We start from the raw sequence: 16,332 nt of genomic DNA, 5'->3' as shown, positions 1-16,332 counted from the left end.
CACGTCGCAGACCAGAGCTAGAGGATGCCGCCGAACAGAAGGCTGACACGTCCGCCGAGCAGGACGGCAGCGCCGCCGACGACGACCGCGATGGCGGCGACGATGAGGCCGTATTCAACCATCGTTGCGCCCTTCTCTTCCTTCGTGAAGCGGTCCTTGACGCCGGCGATGAAAGCGATGGTGTTGATCATGAAAGCAGACATTGGAAAATCCTTCCCAGAAATGATTATGTGGATGACATTTATAAGGCCAGCAAATTGCGGAATTTGCCTCGTTCCCAAACCGCCTCTTTTGTTTCCTTGGCCGTTCGGAATTCGATGACTCAAGAATTGCCCAGCCACGGCATAAGCCACAATGCGTAGCCGTACTCGATTTATTTGGGCATGGATTACCTGCCCGGTGAGCGTTGGGGAGCCAAGTACTCAGTTTCGGTGGCTGAACAAGCAGGAACTACTTGGTTTTAGCAGGAGCCTTACTAATCAGAGAGCGGCCATGAGGAGAGAAGAGCACGTACTCAGCCAGGCTCAGTGCAGGGCGAGGATCACGCCGAAGGCCGCGAGGACCATTGCGGGTCCATGAGCCGTTTCTGCTGGTTTTTCCGCGGATCGCAACCGCAACATGAGCACCGTCAGCACCCCGCCCACCACGAATCCCAGCAAGCCGCCGAAGAGTACTTGCTGCCAACCCAAGTAGCCCAAGTACATTCCAACTGGTGCGGCGAGCTTCACATCGCCCATTCCGAGGGCTCCCGGCGAAATAAGTCCCAAAATCAGGTAGCCAACGAAGAGTATGAAGCCCCCGGCGAGTGCCCGGAGCAGGTCAACCCAGCCCGGATCAAGCACGGAGGAAAGTGCCAGGAGCCCCAGGGCGCCGGCAAGAAGGACCAGGACAAGGGGATTGGGAAGCAAATGAAGCGTGAAATCAATGCGGGAAAGTTGAACGCCTAAGACTGCCAATAAAAGAAAGGCCGGCAATTCCGGCGAAACTCCAAGCCGCCACCCAAGCAAAGCGAAGAGCAATGCGGTAAGCGCCGCCGTCGTGATCCGTACCTTAAGGGGAGGCAGGCCGCCGAGCCGCGGCAGCGAGCGGGCGATGAGCAGCTCGCACAGCGGGCTGAGCAGCAAGCCGGCAAGCGCAAGCAGGAGTGGCATGGCAAGTCCGTCAGTCACGTGCTCTCCCTCATTAACACAGGTACCCCCGGGCGGTCTAACCCCATTTTGACCCGGACGCCTCGTTACCGGTATTGTTTAGAGTCGTTGTGCGTGTCCTATCTCGATGACACATGCCTTCAGGGGGATCCAGTTGCAGGATCGCTAACTCCGGAGGCATTTCGAGATCTTGGGATGACTGGTACATAGAGCCCTCACCTCTGCTCCGGTAGCGCATACATAGTAGGTACACGACTCACTGCGTGTCGCCTAAAACATGAACGCCAGAACAAGAACGAGGCAAAACCGTGCGTACGTACACCCCGAAGCCCGGCGATATCAACCGCCAGTGGCACGTCATTGACGCCACCGACGTTGTCCTTGGTCGTCTTGCCAGCCAGACCGCAACACTGCTGCGCGGAAAGCACAAGCCGACCTATGCGTCCCACATGGACATGGGCGACTTCGTCATCATCATCAACGCTGAAAAGGTTGCCCTCACCGGCGCCAAGCTGGAGCAGAAGCGCGCATACCGCCACTCCGGTTACCCGGGCGGCCTGACCTCCGTCAACTACGCCGAGCTGCTGGAATCCAACCCGGTTCGCGCTGTTGAGAAGGCCATCAAGGGCATGCTCCCCAAGAACTCCCTGGCAGCTCAGCAGCTGGGCAAGCTCAAGGTCTACGCAGGCTCCGAGCACCCCCACGCGGCACAGCAGCCCAAGACTTTCGAAATCACCCAGGTCGCCCAGTAGTCCTGGCCACCAACCAACTTTTCATTACAAGGAGAACCGTGGCTCAGAACGAAGAACTGACCGCCGAAGCCGTCGAGGCTGAGGAAAACCTCACCAGCTACACCTCTGAAAGCAGCGCCGCTGCTGAAGACGCTCCCAAGAAGGAGCGCCCGGCACTGACCGTTGCCGGTGCAGCTGTTGGCCGCCGCAAGGAAGCCGTTGCACGCGTTCGCGTTGTTCCGGGTTCCGGCAAGTGGATCATCAACGGCCGCGAGCTGGCCAACTACTTCCCGAACAAGCTGCACCAGCAGGATGTCAACGAACCGTTCCGCGTTCTTGACCTCGAAGGTGCTTACGACGTCATCGCCCGCATCCACGGCGGTGGCCCCTCCGGCCAGGCTGGTGCACTGCGCCTCGGCATCGCCCGTTCGCTGAACGAGATCGACGTCGAGAACAACCGCGCCACCCTCAAGAAGGCTGGCTTCCTGACTCGTGACGCCCGCGTCATCGAGCGTAAGAAGGCCGGTCTCAAGAAGGCACGCAAGGCCCAGCAGTACTCCAAGCGTTAATTCGCTTCGCCCCACGTCAGGGGTATCGGAGGCCCGTCCCATCCATTCGGTGGGGCGGGCTTCCGCCGTTTAAACACGCCGCAAAGGTAGGCCGGGAGGGGACGCTCCCAAGCCCCGATGAACAGCTGGTGCCGTGGCGTCGTCTAAACTTGACCCGATGTCTAGATTATTTGGAACAGATGGCGTGCGCGGTCTCGCGAACGGATTACTCACCGCTGAACTGGCGATGCAGCTCGCGCAGGCGGCCGCCGTCGTACTCGGCCATGACCGCGCGACAGACGGAAAACGGCCCCGGGCGGTAGTCGCCAGGGACCCCAGGGCCAGCGGTGAATTCCTCGCCGCCGCCGTGGAGGCCGGGCTTTCCAGCTCCGGTATCGACGTCTACGACGCCGGTGTTCTCCCCACCCCCGCCGCGGCTTACCTGGTGGCAGACCTCGACGCCGACTTCGGAGTCATGCTGTCCGCCTCCCACAATCCTGCGCCGGACAACGGAATCAAGTTCTTCGCTCGGGGCGGTCAGAAGCTGCCCGACGACGTCGAGGACGCTATCGAGGCGCAGCTGGGCAAAGAGCCGCAGCGGCCCGTAGGCGCCGACGTCGGACGCATCCAGCGCTTCTCGGACGCCGAGGACCGCTACATCGTCCACCTGCTCGGCACGCTCCCGAAGCGCCTGGACGGCCTGAAAGTGGTGCTGGACTGCGCCCACGGCGCCGCGAGCGGCTGCTCGCCCCAGGTGTTCAAGGACGCCGGCGCGGACGTCGTGGTGATCGGTGCCGAACCCGATGGCCTGAACATCAACGAGGGCGTGGGTTCGACCCACCTGGGTCCCCTGAAGGAAGCTGTCGTCATGCACGGCGCCGACCTCGGCGTAGCGCACGACGGCGATGCTGACCGCTGCCTTGCCGTCGACCACGAAGGCAACGAAGTGGACGGTGACCAGATCATGGCGATCCTGGCGCTGGCCCTCAAGAAGGCAGGAAAGCTCAAGGACGACATCCTGGTTGCCACGGTCATGAGCAACCTTGGCCTCAAGATCGCCCTCCGCGATGCCGGCATCACCATCCGTGAAACCGGTGTGGGTGACCGCTACGTACTGGAGGAAATGCGCGACGGCGGTTACAACCTGGGCGGCGAACAGTCCGGCCACGTGATCTTCTCCGACTACGCAACCACAGGCGACGGCGTCCTGACCGGTCTGCAGCTTGCCGCGCAGGTGGCCCTCACAGGACGCTCCCTCCAGGAGCTTGCCGGCGTGATGACCAAGCTCCCGCAGCTCATGATCAACGTCAAGGGCGTCGACAAGGCCCGCGCCGCCACCGACGAAGGAGTGGCCGCGGCTGTGGCCGCAGCCGAGCTGGAACTCGGCGAAACCGGCCGCGTGCTGCTCCGTCCCTCGGGCACGGAGGCACTGGTCCGCGTGATGGTGGAAGCGGCGGACATGGAAACCGCCGAACGCATCTGCACGGAGCTCGCAGCAGTGGTCAAGGAGCGTTTGGGCGCTTCCAGCGAGATGGCCGTCTAGGAACGGAGCTAAAGGTAGTCCGGCGCTGCCTCAAGCCCGAAGTATTCTTCGAGAGTCGCGATGCCGCGTGTGGCCATGTCCACCGCGGCATCGACTCCGATATACCTCAGGTGCCAGGACTCGTAGAAGTAGCCTGTGGTGTCATGGAACATCCAGGGGTACCTGACGACGAATCCGTACTTGGGTGCATTGGCCTTGGCCCAGATGGCTGCCGGTTGCTCGGCGAAGCATGGCTGGAAGCTGCAGGCTCCGCCACCGTCGCCGATATCGAAAGCCCAACCCGTCTGGTGCTCTGAGTGGCCCGGGCGCGCCGAAGCACGGTCGGCCGCGGCCTGCCCGGTGCTGGCAACATATCCGTTGTACGTGGACACCTGGGTGGTGTAGGAGCGGTAGCCCGAAGCCAACGTCATGATGACGCCCTCCGAAGCAGCAGCGCCGAACATCTTTTCTGCGGCAGCCGCCGTCGTGCTGTTCAGCAGTGCGGCTTCTCCGCTGACGGCGAGCCGTACGGCCGGCTGCACCAAATCTGCGGGCACAAAGTTCTGCGGGTTCAAGGGACGGTGCTTATTGACGATGACCCAGGGGCTGGTGGGGTCGGTCAACGAGTACTGGGTCTTCAGGGTGCTGGACGGAACCGGACTGGCGGTGGGCTCCGCAGTGGCTGTTGGCTCTACCGTTGGCTCAGCAGTGGGTGCAGCAGCGCTACTGGAAGCTGCAGCTGACGGCGTAATCTCAGCCTGGACCGGAGTTGTAGCCGCAGCGGGGGAGGGTATGCCGTTTTGCGCCGTGCAGGCGGTCAGGGCGGCCAGCCCGGCTCCGGCGGTGAGAAGCCCCGCGAAAGCCCGGCGGCTGGGCAACGGAGTGTTTTCGGTGGGCAACTAGACCTTCCTTAACAGCATGCGCCGGATGGAGTGGTCCGCATCCTTGGTGAGCACAAGCTGTGCGCGCCCACGCGTCGGCAGGACGTTTTCCTTCAGGTTGGGCTCGTTGATGCGCTTCCAGATGCCCCGGGCGGTGGATTCGGCGTCTTCGTCGGACAAGGTGGCGTACCGGTGGAAGTAGGACTCGGGCTGGGCGAAAGCGGTGCTCCGCAGCTTCCGGAAGCGGTCCACGTACCATTCCTCGATGTAAGAGGTCTTGGCGTCGACGTAGATGGAAAAGTCGAAGAAGTCACTGATCGCCAGGCCTTGTTTTCCGTCCATGCGGGGCCGCGCCGGGGCCAGCACGTTCAGGCCCTCGACGATCAGGACGTCGGGGCGCCGTACGACGACTTCCTTGCCCGGCACGATGTCGTAGGTAACGTGCGAGTACCACGGCGCCCGGACTTCCTCAGCCCCGCCCTTGACCTCCGAAACGAAGCGGAGAAGCCCGCGTCGGTCGTAGGACTCAGGGAAACCCTTGCGTTCGAGTAGGTGGCGGCGCTTGAGCTCAGCCAGCGGGTAGAGGAAGCCGTCCGTCGTGATGAGTTCGACGTTGGGTGTGCCCGGCCAGCGGCGCAGCATCTCGCGGAGTACGCGGGCGATGGTGGACTTGCCGACCGCCACGGAACCGGCGACGCCGATCACAAATGGCGTGCGCTGGGTCTGCTCACCGAGGAAGGTAGTGGTTGCCGCGTGCAGCTGGTGCGAGGCTTGGACGTAGAGGTGAAGGAGCCTGGACAGGGGCAGGTAAACCTCCCTGACTTCCTTCATGTCCAAGGGATCTCCGAGCCCCCGCAGGCGGAAAATGTCCTCTTCGTTGAGGGGCTGCTCCATCTGCGCCGCGAGCCTGGACCAGGTTTGACGGTCCAGCTCAACAAACGGGGAAGCGCCGTCGCCATTAGCTTCGGTGCGTTGCAAAGTCACGATCATGATTCTGCCCTCCGCGCGGCTGATCAGGAAATGCGCGATGACCAAGGGGTGAATTGTGCGTTCTTGACAGGGCGCTAACACGGCTTGGAAATAGGATGTCCCACGTCAGTTGTTTGCAGAAGCCGCTAGGCTTGTATCCATGTGTGGAATCGTAGGCTATGTTGGCAATTCGTCTCGCGAGGCAGCTGGTTACAGCGCCCTGGACGTCGTAGTGGAAGGGCTGCGCCGTCTGGAGTACCGCGGCTATGACTCCGCCGGCGTCGCAGTAGTAGCCGATGGGGCAATCTCATCGCGTAAAAAGTCCGGCAAGCTGAGCAATCTGGTCGAGGAACTTGAAGCTCACCCCGTTCCCAAGTCCATGACGGGCATTGGCCACACCCGGTGGGCCACGCACGGTGGCCCCACCGACCGTAACGCGCACCCCCACCTCTCTGATGGTGGCCGCCTGGCTGTCATCCACAACGGCATCATTGAGAACTTCGCTGAGCTCCGCCAGGAACTGCTCGCCAAGGGTGTCACGTTCGAATCCGAGACCGACACTGAAGTGGCTGCCGCCCTTTTGGGCGACATCTTCCGGAACCAGCTCAAGGGCGACGGCGGCAACCTCACTGAAGCGATGCGCCTCGCCTGCCAGCGACTTGAGGGTGCCTTCACTCTCCTGGCCGTGCACGCGGACCAGCCCGACGTCGTGGTTGCTGCCCGACGCAACTCACCCCTGGTAGTGGGCCTGGGCGACGGCGAGAACTTCCTCGGCTCCGACGTCTCCGGCTTCATTGACTACACGCGCCGCGCCGTGGAACTGGGCCAGGACCAGATCGTCACCATCACCGCGGACTCCGTGGAGATCACCGACTTCTTTGGCGCACCTGCCGAAGGCAAGGAATACCACGTTGACTGGGACCCGGCATCGGCCGAAAAGGGTGGCTTCAGCTCCTTCATGGAGAAGGAAATCAACGACCAGCCGGACGCCGTGGCACAGACCCTCCTGGGCCGCTCGGACCTGAACGGCCAGCTGACGCTGGACGAGCTCCGTATCGACGTGGAGCTCCTCAAGCAGGTGGACAAGATCATCGTCCTCGCCTGTGGTACTGCCGCGTATGCCGGCCTGGTGGCCAAGTACGCCATCGAGAACTGGTGCCGCATCCCCACGGAGGTGGAGCTCGCCCACGAGTTCCGCTACCGCGATCCGATTGTGGACGCCAAGACACTGGTGGTTTCCATCAGCCAGTCCGGTGAAACCATGGACACCCTGATGGCCGTCCGCTACGCCCGCGAACAGGGCGCCAAGACGATCTCCATCTGCAACACCAACGGCTCCACCATTCCCCGTGAATCCGACGCAGTGCTGTACACGCACGCCGGCCCGGAAATCGCTGTTGCGTCCACCAAGGCATTCCTCGCGCAGATCACTGCCGCCTACCTCCTGGGCCTCTACCTGGCCCAGCTGCGCGGCAACATCTTCTCCGGCCAGATCAAGGACGTCCTCGCGGACCTCAACAAGATTCCGGCCAAGATCCAGACCATCCTCGACAACGCAGGACCCCTTCGCGAGCTCGCCCGCAGCATGAAGGACGAAAAGTCCGTGCTGTTCCTGGGTCGCCACGTGGGTTACCCGGTGGCTCTCGAAGGTGCGCTGAAGCTCAAGGAAATCGCCTACATCCACGCTGAAGGCTTCGCTGCGGGCGAGCTCAAGCACGGTCCGATCGCCCTGATCGATGACGGCCAGCCGGTCTTCGTCGTCGTACCGTCCCCGCGCGGCCGCGACTCGCTGCACTCCAAGGTGGTCAGCAACATCCAGGAAGTCCGCGCACGCGGTGCCCGCACCCTGGTCATCGCTGAAGAGGGCGACGAGTCGGTCAAGGACTACGCAGAGCACGTGTTCTACGTTCCGGAGACTCCTACGCTGCTCATGCCGCTGCTCACCACGGTTCCGCTGCAGATCTTCGCGGCCGAACTGGCCGGGGCTAAGGGTTACGACGTCGACCAGCCGCGTAACCTCGCCAAGAGCGTGACCGTAGAATAACGCCATGATTGTTGGCATTGGCGTAGACGTCGTAGACATTGAGCGGTTTGGGCGACAGCTTGAACGGACTCCAGGCCTGAGGGACAGGCTGTTCGTGCCAGCCGAGCGTGAGCTCAACACGCGGTCCTTGGCTGCCCGCTTCGCGGCGAAGGAAGCTGTTGCCAAGGTTCTGGGCGCACCGGCAGGCATGAACTGGCAGGACTGCTGGATCGGCCTCGACCAGAATGGTCCAACCGTCCAGGTCAAAGGCACTGTGCTTGCCGTGGCTGAGGCCAAGGGTGTCAAACGCTGGCACCTGTCCATGAGCCACGACGGCGGCATCGCCACAGCGACCGTCCTCGCCGAGGGCTAGACGGGCACATCGACACATGATCAGCGCCTTCACCGGACAACAGATCAGGGACGCGGAACAACCGCTCCTGGACTCCGGTGAGGGCGCTGTTCTTATGCAGCGGGCAGCGTATGGCCTTGCCCAAGCGGTGATCCGCGAGGTGAGAAAAAAGCGACGGCTGGCAGGAGCGGGCGCGACGGTCCTTGTTGGTAAAGGCAACAACGGCGGCGACGGCCTCTACGCAGCGGCGCAGCTGGCCCGCCGCGGAATGCGTACGACGGCGATACTCGCCTCGGACACGGTTCATGCGGACGCCCTGGCCGCCTTCCGGGCTGCCGCAGGGCGTGTTCTACGCCTCGAAGCCTCCAACGCGGAAGAACTCGCGGTGTTATGTGCCGGCGAAGACGTGGTCATCGATGCTCTCCTGGGTACAGGCGCCCGCGGCGGTTTGCGCGATGCCCCGGCCGAACTGGTGGCGGCGCTCCAGGAACTCCGGCCCTCGCTGGTGGTGGCCTGCGATGTCCCGAGTGGCCTGGATGCAGGCACGGGCGAGGTCCACTGGCCGGTTCTGGAAGCCCATCTCACAGTCACTTTCGGCGGTGTCAAAGCCGGTCTGCTGAGTGACCCCGGTGAAGGCTGCACCGGCCGGGTCGAACTGGTGGAGATCGGTATCGAGTCCACGCTGCGGCACGAGCCACCGGAACTGCGCCGGCTCACGGCCCGGGACCTGAGCGCTTTGTTGCCCCGCCCATCAAGGCGCGCCCACAAATACTCACGGGGCGTCTTGGGAATCGTTGCAGGCTCCAGCCGTTTTGCCGGCGCCGCCGTTCTGAGCGTGCATGTCTCTGCCCTGGCAGGGGTGGGCATGGTGCGCTACCTCGGCCCTGAATCAGCGGCCCGAATGGTTCTCAGCCGGACCCCTGAGGCCCTCTGGGAGACGGAGGACCCGGGCAGGGTGCAGGCTTGGGTGGTTGGTCCAGGCGTCGACGGGCAAGAGCAACTTGAGCGGGCAGGAGCTGCTGCGGAGTCCGCACTCCGCGACGACTTGCCGGTTGTGGTCGACGCCGGTGCGCTGAGCCTCTTGCCGGACCGTTGCCCTCCACACTGGATCCTCACTCCCCACGCCGGTGAACTCGCTTCGTTGCTGGACTCGCTTCCTTCCACGGGCGAACTGGCCGTAACCCGTGCCGACGTCGAATCCCGTCCACTGCACTTCGTACGGCAGGCCGCGCAACAAACGGGAGCCACAGTGCTCCTGAAGGGTGCCACCACCCTGGTGGCATCGCCGTCGGGAACTGTTTTCAGCCAGTCCGACGGCACCCCCTGGATGGCGACCGCCGGGAGCGGCGACGTCCTGGCGGGGGTCCTCGGAGCTTTGGTGGCGCAGGCCGCCGAAGAGCTGGCAAACGACGACGGCGCGTATGCCGCTTTGGGTTTGGCTTCCGAGGACCGCTGGGCTGCTGTCGCGGCCGTGGCGGCGGGAATCCACGGGCGGGCTGGAGTGCTGGCTTCTGCAGATTTTGATGGTGGCCCTATTACTGCCTCGGCGATCGCAGAGGCCGTTCCGCGCGTTATGGGTTCGCTCAGCGCGGAATACGACCGAACAATACCGTAAGGTTGCTGTCGTTGTCAGGGTCATGAGTAGGCTTGCAACAGTTGTTCGCATCAGCAAGAGGAGAACGCATGGAAGTCTGGCCTGGATCGGCTTATCCGCTCGGAGCCACGTTTGACGGTACCGGCACCAACTTTGCACTGTTCAGCGAAAGGGCTGAACGGGTTGAACTGTGCCTCTTCGACGACGACGGCGGCGAAGTCCGCGTCGACGTCACGGAAGTGGACGGCTATGTCTGGCACTGCTACCTCCCCACGGTGCAACCAGGACAGAAATACGGCTACCGCGTTCACGGTCCCTACGACCCCGACGCCGGCCAACGCTTCAACCCCAACAAGCTCCTGCTGGACCCCTACGCCAAGGCAGTCCACCGGCAAATCGACTGGGATCCTTCCCTGTTTTCGTACAACCTGGGGGACCCCGACTCCCGGAATGACGAGGATTCGGCAGCACACATGATGCTGGGCGTCGTCATCAACCCCTTCTTCGACTGGGACGGCGACAAACTCCCCAGGATCCCGTACCACAAGTCGGTCATCTACGAAGCCCACGTCAAGGGCCTCACGCAGCTTCACCCTGAAGTTCCGGAAGAGCAGCGCGGAACGTACGCGGGCGTTGCGCACCCGGCAGTGATTTCGCACCTGCAGAAGCTGGGTGTCACGGCCATCGAACTGATGCCGGTGCATCAGTTCGTCAACGACGGAATCCTCCAGGACAAGGGCCTGAGTAACTACTGGGGCTACAACACCATCGGCTTCTTTGCCCCGCACAACAGCTACAGCTCCAAGGGCGATACCGGCCAGCAGGTCCAGGACTTCAAGGCCATGGTCCGTTCGCTGCACGACGCCGGCATTGAGGTCATTCTCGACGTCGTCTACAACCACACCGCAGAAGGCAACCACCTTGGCCCCACGCTGTCCTTCAAGGGCATCGACAACTCGGCGTACTACCGCCTGGTGGAAGACGACCAGAAGTACTACATGGACTACACCGGCACCGGTAACTCCCTGAACGTGCGCAGCCCGCATTCCCTGCAGCTGCTCATGGACTCGCTGCGGTATTGGGTGACCGAAATGCACGTGGACGGTTTCCGCTTCGACCTTGCCTCCACCTTGGCCCGTGAGTTCTACGACGTCGACAAGCTCTCCACGTTCTTCGAACTCATCCAGCAGGACCCCGTAGTTTCCCAGGTGAAGCTCATTGCAGAACCGTGGGATGTCGGACCCGGCGGCTACCAGGTGGGCAACTTCCCGCCGCAGTGGACGGAGTGGAACGGCAAGTACCGCGACACTGTCCGCGACTTCTGGCGGGGCGAGCCCTCCACACTAGGCGAATTCGCGTCCCGGCTGACAGGCTCGGCGGACCTCTACGAGCACTCGGGGCGCCGTCCGTTCGCATCCATCAACTTCGTCACCGCGCACGATGGCTTCACCCTGATGGACCTGGTGTCCTACAACGAGAAGCACAACGAGGCCAACGGCGAAGACAACAACGACGGCGAATCCCACAACCGTTCATGGAACTGTGGCATCGAAGGGCCAACGGACGACCCCACCGTCCTGGCCCTGCGGGCACGACAGCAGCGCAATTTCATCGCCTCTCTGTTCCTGTCCCAGGGCGTCCCGATGCTCCTGCACGGTGACGAACTGGGCAGGACCCAGCAGGGCAACAACAACGGCTACTGCCAGGATTCGGAGCTCACCTGGATCAACTGGGAGAACGTCGACCAGCCGCTGATCGAGTTCACGGCAGCCGTCAGTGCGCTGCGGGCAAAGCACCCGAGCCTGCGCCGCAGCCGCTTCTTCGACGGCAGGCCAGCGCTCCGTGGCGAGGGCGAACGCCTCCCGGACATCGTGTGGCTGGACAAGGACGGCACCACCATGACGCCATCGGACTGGGACGAAGCCCTGGGCCGTTCAGTGGGTGTGTTCCTCAACGGTGACGGCATCCAAGGACGCGACAACCAAGGCCGACGCATCACTGACGTCAACTTCCTCTTGTACTTCAACGCGGACCAGGAAGAGGTGGACTTCCGGATACCCGCCGACGAGTATGCGCCGGCCTGGGATGTCATGATCGATACCGCAGGAGAAGGAGCGGAAGCCGGCGTCATCAAGCCGGACCAGATCCTCTCGGTAGGCGGGAAGTCCCTGGTGGTACTGCGTGCACACAGCACCCCGGAGATCGAACCGGACCACTCCGTTGCGGCCTCGCTGGCAGCCCTGACGCAGACGAGCACCCCGGAAACGGCCTCCATCACGGCTCCCGCCGTGACGTCCCTGCCGTATGACTACAAGGAAGCTCCGGCAGAAGAGGCTGCTGAAGAAGCCGGCGACCCGAAGGAGTCAGAGTCATGAGGACCCCCTTCTCGACGTACCGCCTCCAGATCCGTTCCGGCTTCACCTTGCAGGATGCAGCCGAACTCGCGGGCTACCTGAAATCACTGGGAATCGATTGGGTGTATGTCTCTCCAATCCTGACCGCGGAGCAGGGATCGGACCACGGCTATGACGTGACCGACCCTTCCACCGTGGATCCGGCCAGGGGAGGTTCTGAGGGCCTGGCCGCACTGTCCAAGGCTGCCAAGGACCACGGCCTGGGGATTCTTGCCGACATCGTGCCCAACCACATGGGTGTTGCCTCTCCCAAGCAGAATGCCTGGTGGTGGAGCCTTCTGAAGGAAGGGCAGGAGTCCAAGTACGCCGAAGCCTTCGACGTCGACTGGGACTTCGGCGGCGGAAAGATCCGTATCCCGGTGCTCGGCAGCGACGACGACCTCGATGAACTCAAGGTCGTGGACGGCGAACTGCACTACTACGATCACCGTTTCCCGTTGGCTGATGGAACGTACGGGGCTGGCGACAGCCCCAAGGATGTCCACTCACGCCAGAACTATGAGTTGATCGGTTGGCGCCGCGCAGACGCGGACCTGAACTACCGCCGGTTCTTCGCCGTGAATACTTTGGCGGGCATCCGGGTCGAGATCCCGTGGGTCTTCGACGAGTCCCACGCCGAAATTGTCCGCTGGTTCCGTGAGGGCCTGGTGGACGGCCTGCGCATAGACCACCCGGATGGGCTTGCCGATCCTGAAGGCTACCTTGCCAGGCTTCGCGAGGTCACCGGCGGCGCCTACTTGCTGGTGGAGAAGATCCTCGAACCGGGCGAGCAGCTGCCGGAGACCTTCAATTGCGAAGGCACCACCGGGTACGACGCCCTCGCGGACGTTGACCGCCTGTTTGTGGATCCCACGGCGGAGGAATACCTCAACTCGCTCGATGCGCGGCTGCGGAACTGGGAGAAGCCGGCCGATTACGCCGAGATGATCCATGGGACCAAGCGCCGCATCGCAGACGGCATCCTCCGCTCGGAGATCCTCCGGCTTGCGCGCCTGGTGCCGGCCACCTTGGAGCTGCCGTTTGCCAAGGTAGCCGACTCCCTGGCCGAGATCATCTGTTGGTTCCCCATCTACCGGACCTACCTGCCCCATGGCGCGAAGACGCTGGTGGAGGCGATCGAGAAGGCAGGTCGCCACCGCCCCGAACTCGAACCCGTCCTGGGCAAACTGCAACCACTCCTGTTGGATGCCGGCAACGCTCTGGCGCAACGGTTCCAGCAGACCTCGGGCATGGTGATGGCCAAGGGGGTGGAGGACACCGCGTTCTTCCGCTACACCCGGCTTGGCTCGCTCACCGAGGTCGGTGCGGATCCGACCGAGTTCTCCCTGCCTAACGGGGTCTTCCACGAGCGGATGGCCCGTCGCCAGCAGCTCCTGCCGCACTCCATGACCACCCTGAGCACGCACGACACCAAGCGAAGCGAGGATGCAAGGGCACGGATATCGGTCATTTCCGAGGCCGTGCCGGAGTGGGAACTGTTCCTGGGCACAGTGCAGCAGCTCGCACCGATCCCGGACGGCCCGTTGGCCGCCTTGGTGTGGCAGTCGATTGTGGGTGCTTGGCCTGCAGACCGCGGACGCCTTCAGTCCTATGCACTGAAGGCGGCACGCGAGGCCGGCAATTCGACCAACTGGACCGACCCGAACCCGGAGTTCGAACGGCAGCTGGCGGCCGCCGTCGACGCCGCGTTCGACGCTCCCGAGGTCGCGGCCGCGCTGACCAACTTCGTGGCCGAGCTGGAACCCTATGGAACGTCCAACTCACTGTCCGCCAAACTGATCCAGCTCACCATGCCAGGCGTCCCGGACGTTTACCAAGGCACGGAGTTCAGGGACGGCTCGCTGACTGACCCGGACAACCGGCGGCCGGTGGACTTCAAGGCCCGCCAGGCGGCACTGGCGAAGCTGGACCAGGGTGCCACGCCATCGTTCACGGAGGAATCGGCCAAGCTGCTGGTGGTTTCCCGTGCGCTGAGGCTGCGCAGGACCCGACCCGAACTATTTGAAGGGTACTTGCCTGTTGCAGCCCAGGGGACGGCTGCGGCCCATGTGGTGGCCTTCGACCGCGGTGCCGGTCGACGAGGCGCGTTGACTGTCGCCACGCGTCTTCCCAGGCGTCTCGCCCGGGAAGGCGGTTGGCGGGACACCAGCATCGAACTCACCGTGAACTGCAAGGACGAACTCACCGGAGCAAGCTACGGCCCCGGTCCCGTCCAGGTGGGGAAGTTGCTGGAACGGTACCCCGTGGCGCTGCTGGTACCCACTGACTGACGCCACCTGAAGTCACGGCAACGCACGCTTAAGGAACGTACAGGGGAACATCATGCTCAAGCACGCTGCTGGAAAAAATAGATTTGATGTGTGGGCGCCGAACGCCAAGACCGTTCGGCTGGTGGCCGGAGGCCGCGAATACGGCATGGAGCAATTCGACGACGCCGCCGCGCATGGTTGGTGGCACGCGCCGGCTGACGTTGTGGCACAGGAAGCCGACGGCGTGTCGTACGGCTATCTTGTGGATGGAGAAGGGCCGTTCCCTGACCCACGCTCACGGCGGCAGCCGGAGGGAGTCCATGGACTGTCCGCAACTTTCGACCCCTCCGTCCACGAGTGGAAGGACGGCGGGTGGAACGGGAAGGACCTCAAGGGCTCGGTCATCTACGAGCTGCACCTTGGGACATTCACCCCTGAGGGCACGCTGGATGCTGCCGCTGCGAAATTGGACTACCTGGTGGACCTGGGCATCGATTTCATCGAGCTCCTGCCGGTCAACGGGTTCAACGGTGTCCACAACTGGGGCTACGACGGCGTCCTTTGGTACGCCGTCCACGAGCCCTACGGTGGCCCGGCCGCCTACCAGCGCTTTGTTGATGCTGCGCATGCGGCGGGGCTTGGAGTCATCCAGGACGTTGTCTACAACCACCTCGGTCCCAGCGGGAACTACCTGCCAAAGTTCGGGCCCTACCTGAAATCGGGCGAGGGCAACACCTGGGGCGACTCAGTGAACCTTGACGGCCCAGGCTCCGACGATGTGCGGCGCTACATCCTGGAGAACGCCGCGATGTGGCTCCGGGACTACCACGTTGACGGACTCCGCCTCGATGCCGTGCACGCCCTCCGTGATGAGCGTGCCGTACATATCCTCGAGGACTTCGGGGCGCTGGGGGACCAGATCGAATCCGAAACGGGGATCCCACGGACCCTGATTGCGGAATCGGATCTGAACAACCCGCGCCTGATCTACCCCCGCAAGGACAACGGCTACGGACTGGAAGGCCAGTGGAGCGACGACTTCCACCATGCAGTCCACGTCAACCTCAGCGGGGAGACCACCGGCTATTACGCGGACTTCGACTCGTTGTCCGTGTTGGCCAAGGTCCTCGAGCACGGCTTCTTCCATGATGGTAGCTACTCGAGCTTCCGGGAACGCCACCACGGACGGCCCATCCGGCATGACCTCGCCCACCCCTCGGCTCTGGTGGTGTGCCTCCAAAACCACGACCAGATCGGCAACCGGGCAACCGGCGACAGGCTCACGGCGTCGTTGTCCTACGGGAAATTGGCCGTTGGGGCAGTCCTGACCATGACCTCTCCCTTCACTCCCATGTTGTTCATGGGAGAGGAGTTCGGGGCGTCAACACCATGGCAGTTCTTCACTTCCCACCCGGAACCGGATCTGGGCAAGGCTACAGCCGAGGGGCGGATCAAGGAGTTCGAACGGATGGGGTGGGATCCGGCCGTTGTTCCCGATCCCCAGGATCCGGAGACCTTCCAGCGCTCCAAGCTCAAGTGGGAGGAAGCCGGCGAAGGGGACCACGCACGGCTGCTGCAGCTGTACAAGGATTTAGCACAGTTGCGCCGGAACACGCCTGAACTCGTCGACGGAGGCTTTGGAGATACCTCCGTGGAGTTCGACGACGACGAGCACTGGCTGCAGTTCTCCCGCGGCAGTGTCCGCGTGGTGTGCAACCTGGGTGAGGACGCACTCTCGACCCCGCTCAGTGGATCCTTGTTGCTGGCCACCGACCCTGAAGCAGTCCTCGACGAGGACACGCTGACGCTTCCCGGCGGTAGCGCCGCCGTCGTACGCGTCAGCTGAAGCACCCCGGCCGGGGTGACGGCGCCCACATGGCGGACAACGCCGTCGCCCCGGT

The 16,332-nt window shown here is 63.3% G+C and carries 13 protein-coding genes; 9 read left to right on the top strand and 4 right to left on the bottom strand.

Annotated features, from left to right (window positions below):
- Positions 1-17: 17 nt before the first annotated feature.
- Both ACFVSI_RS07835 and ACFVSI_RS07830 read right to left on the bottom strand, forming a co-directional pair.
- On the bottom strand, positions 18-203 hold the full coding sequence (locus ACFVSI_RS07835; protein WP_387821651.1) for a Flp family type IVb pilin: 186 nt from the start codon (positions 201-203) through the stop codon (positions 18-20).
- 321 nt (positions 204-524) lie between these two features.
- Complete coding sequence (locus ACFVSI_RS07830; RefSeq protein ID WP_387821743.1) at positions 525-1,151, bottom strand: prepilin peptidase; 627 nt, start codon at positions 1,149-1,151, stop codon at positions 525-527.
- Positions 1,152-1,456: 305 nt separating this feature from the next.
- Between ACFVSI_RS07830 and rplM the strand changes: the two genes are divergently transcribed.
- From rplM to glmM, 3 genes are all read left to right on the top strand, one after another.
- The gene (rplM, locus tag ACFVSI_RS07825) at positions 1,457-1,900 is read left to right on the top strand and encodes a 50S ribosomal protein L13 (protein ID WP_144659444.1); all 444 of its coding nucleotides are present in this window, start codon (positions 1,457-1,459) and stop codon (positions 1,898-1,900) included.
- 38 nt (positions 1,901-1,938) lie between these two features.
- Complete coding sequence (rpsI, locus tag ACFVSI_RS07820; RefSeq protein WP_262275591.1) at positions 1,939-2,448, top strand: 30S ribosomal protein S9; 510 nt, start codon at positions 1,939-1,941, stop codon at positions 2,446-2,448.
- Between the two features lie 157 nt (positions 2,449-2,605).
- Positions 2,606-3,970 carry a phosphoglucosamine mutase gene (gene glmM / locus ACFVSI_RS07815; RefSeq protein ID WP_387821647.1) on the top strand — a complete coding sequence of 455 codons (1,365 nt, stop codon included), beginning with the start codon at positions 2,606-2,608 and terminating at the stop codon, positions 3,968-3,970.
- A gap of 8 nt (positions 3,971-3,978) precedes the next feature.
- On the opposite strand, the gene ACFVSI_RS07810 is transcribed toward glmM, so the two are convergent.
- Positions 3,979-4,848: a D-alanyl-D-alanine carboxypeptidase family protein gene (locus ACFVSI_RS07810; protein WP_387821644.1), complete on the bottom strand. Its 870-nt coding sequence runs from the start codon at positions 4,846-4,848 to the stop codon at positions 3,979-3,981.
- A complete protein-coding gene (coaA, locus tag ACFVSI_RS07805; protein ID WP_144659448.1) occupies positions 4,849-5,820 on the bottom strand; it encodes a type I pantothenate kinase in 972 nt (323 codons plus the stop codon).
- A gap of 139 nt (positions 5,821-5,959) precedes the next feature.
- Between coaA and glmS the strand changes: the two genes are divergently transcribed.
- The 6 genes from glmS to treZ all read left to right on the top strand — a co-directional run bounded on the left by glmS (position 5,960) and on the right by treZ (position 16,277).
- Positions 5,960-7,843 carry a glutamine--fructose-6-phosphate transaminase (isomerizing) gene (gene glmS / locus ACFVSI_RS07800; RefSeq protein WP_387821641.1) on the top strand — a complete coding sequence of 628 codons (1,884 nt, stop codon included), beginning with the start codon at positions 5,960-5,962 and terminating at the stop codon, positions 7,841-7,843.
- A gap of 4 nt (positions 7,844-7,847) precedes the next feature.
- A complete protein-coding gene (locus ACFVSI_RS07795; RefSeq protein WP_066277757.1) occupies positions 7,848-8,195 on the top strand; it encodes a holo-ACP synthase in 348 nt (115 codons plus the stop codon).
- Between the two features lie 16 nt (positions 8,196-8,211).
- On the top strand, positions 8,212-9,789 hold the full coding sequence (locus tag ACFVSI_RS07790; RefSeq protein WP_387821638.1) for an NAD(P)H-hydrate dehydratase: 1,578 nt from the start codon (positions 8,212-8,214) through the stop codon (positions 9,787-9,789).
- Between the two features lie 68 nt (positions 9,790-9,857).
- Positions 9,858-12,143 (top strand): glycogen debranching protein GlgX, encoded by a 2,286-nt coding sequence (gene glgX / locus ACFVSI_RS07785; protein WP_387821635.1) that lies wholly within the window; start codon positions 9,858-9,860, stop codon positions 12,141-12,143.
- Positions 12,140-14,452 (top strand): malto-oligosyltrehalose synthase, encoded by a 2,313-nt coding sequence (gene treY / locus ACFVSI_RS07780; protein ID WP_387821633.1) that lies wholly within the window; start codon positions 12,140-12,142, stop codon positions 14,450-14,452. Before glgX ends, treY begins: the two co-directional genes overlap by 4 nt.
- A 52-nt stretch (positions 14,453-14,504) precedes the next feature.
- Positions 14,505-16,277, top strand: a complete 1,773-nt coding sequence (gene treZ, locus ACFVSI_RS07775) for a malto-oligosyltrehalose trehalohydrolase (RefSeq protein ID WP_387821629.1) — start codon at positions 14,505-14,507, stop codon at positions 16,275-16,277.
- Positions 16,278-16,332: the final 55 nt, after the last annotated feature.

Source organism: Paenarthrobacter sp. NPDC057981 (assembly GCF_042886835.1).
Lineage (GTDB): Bacteria > Actinomycetota > Actinomycetes > Actinomycetales > Micrococcaceae > Arthrobacter.
The sequence above is the reverse complement of the archived record's forward strand: the minus strand, read 5'-3'. Positions and strand labels throughout refer to the sequence as shown.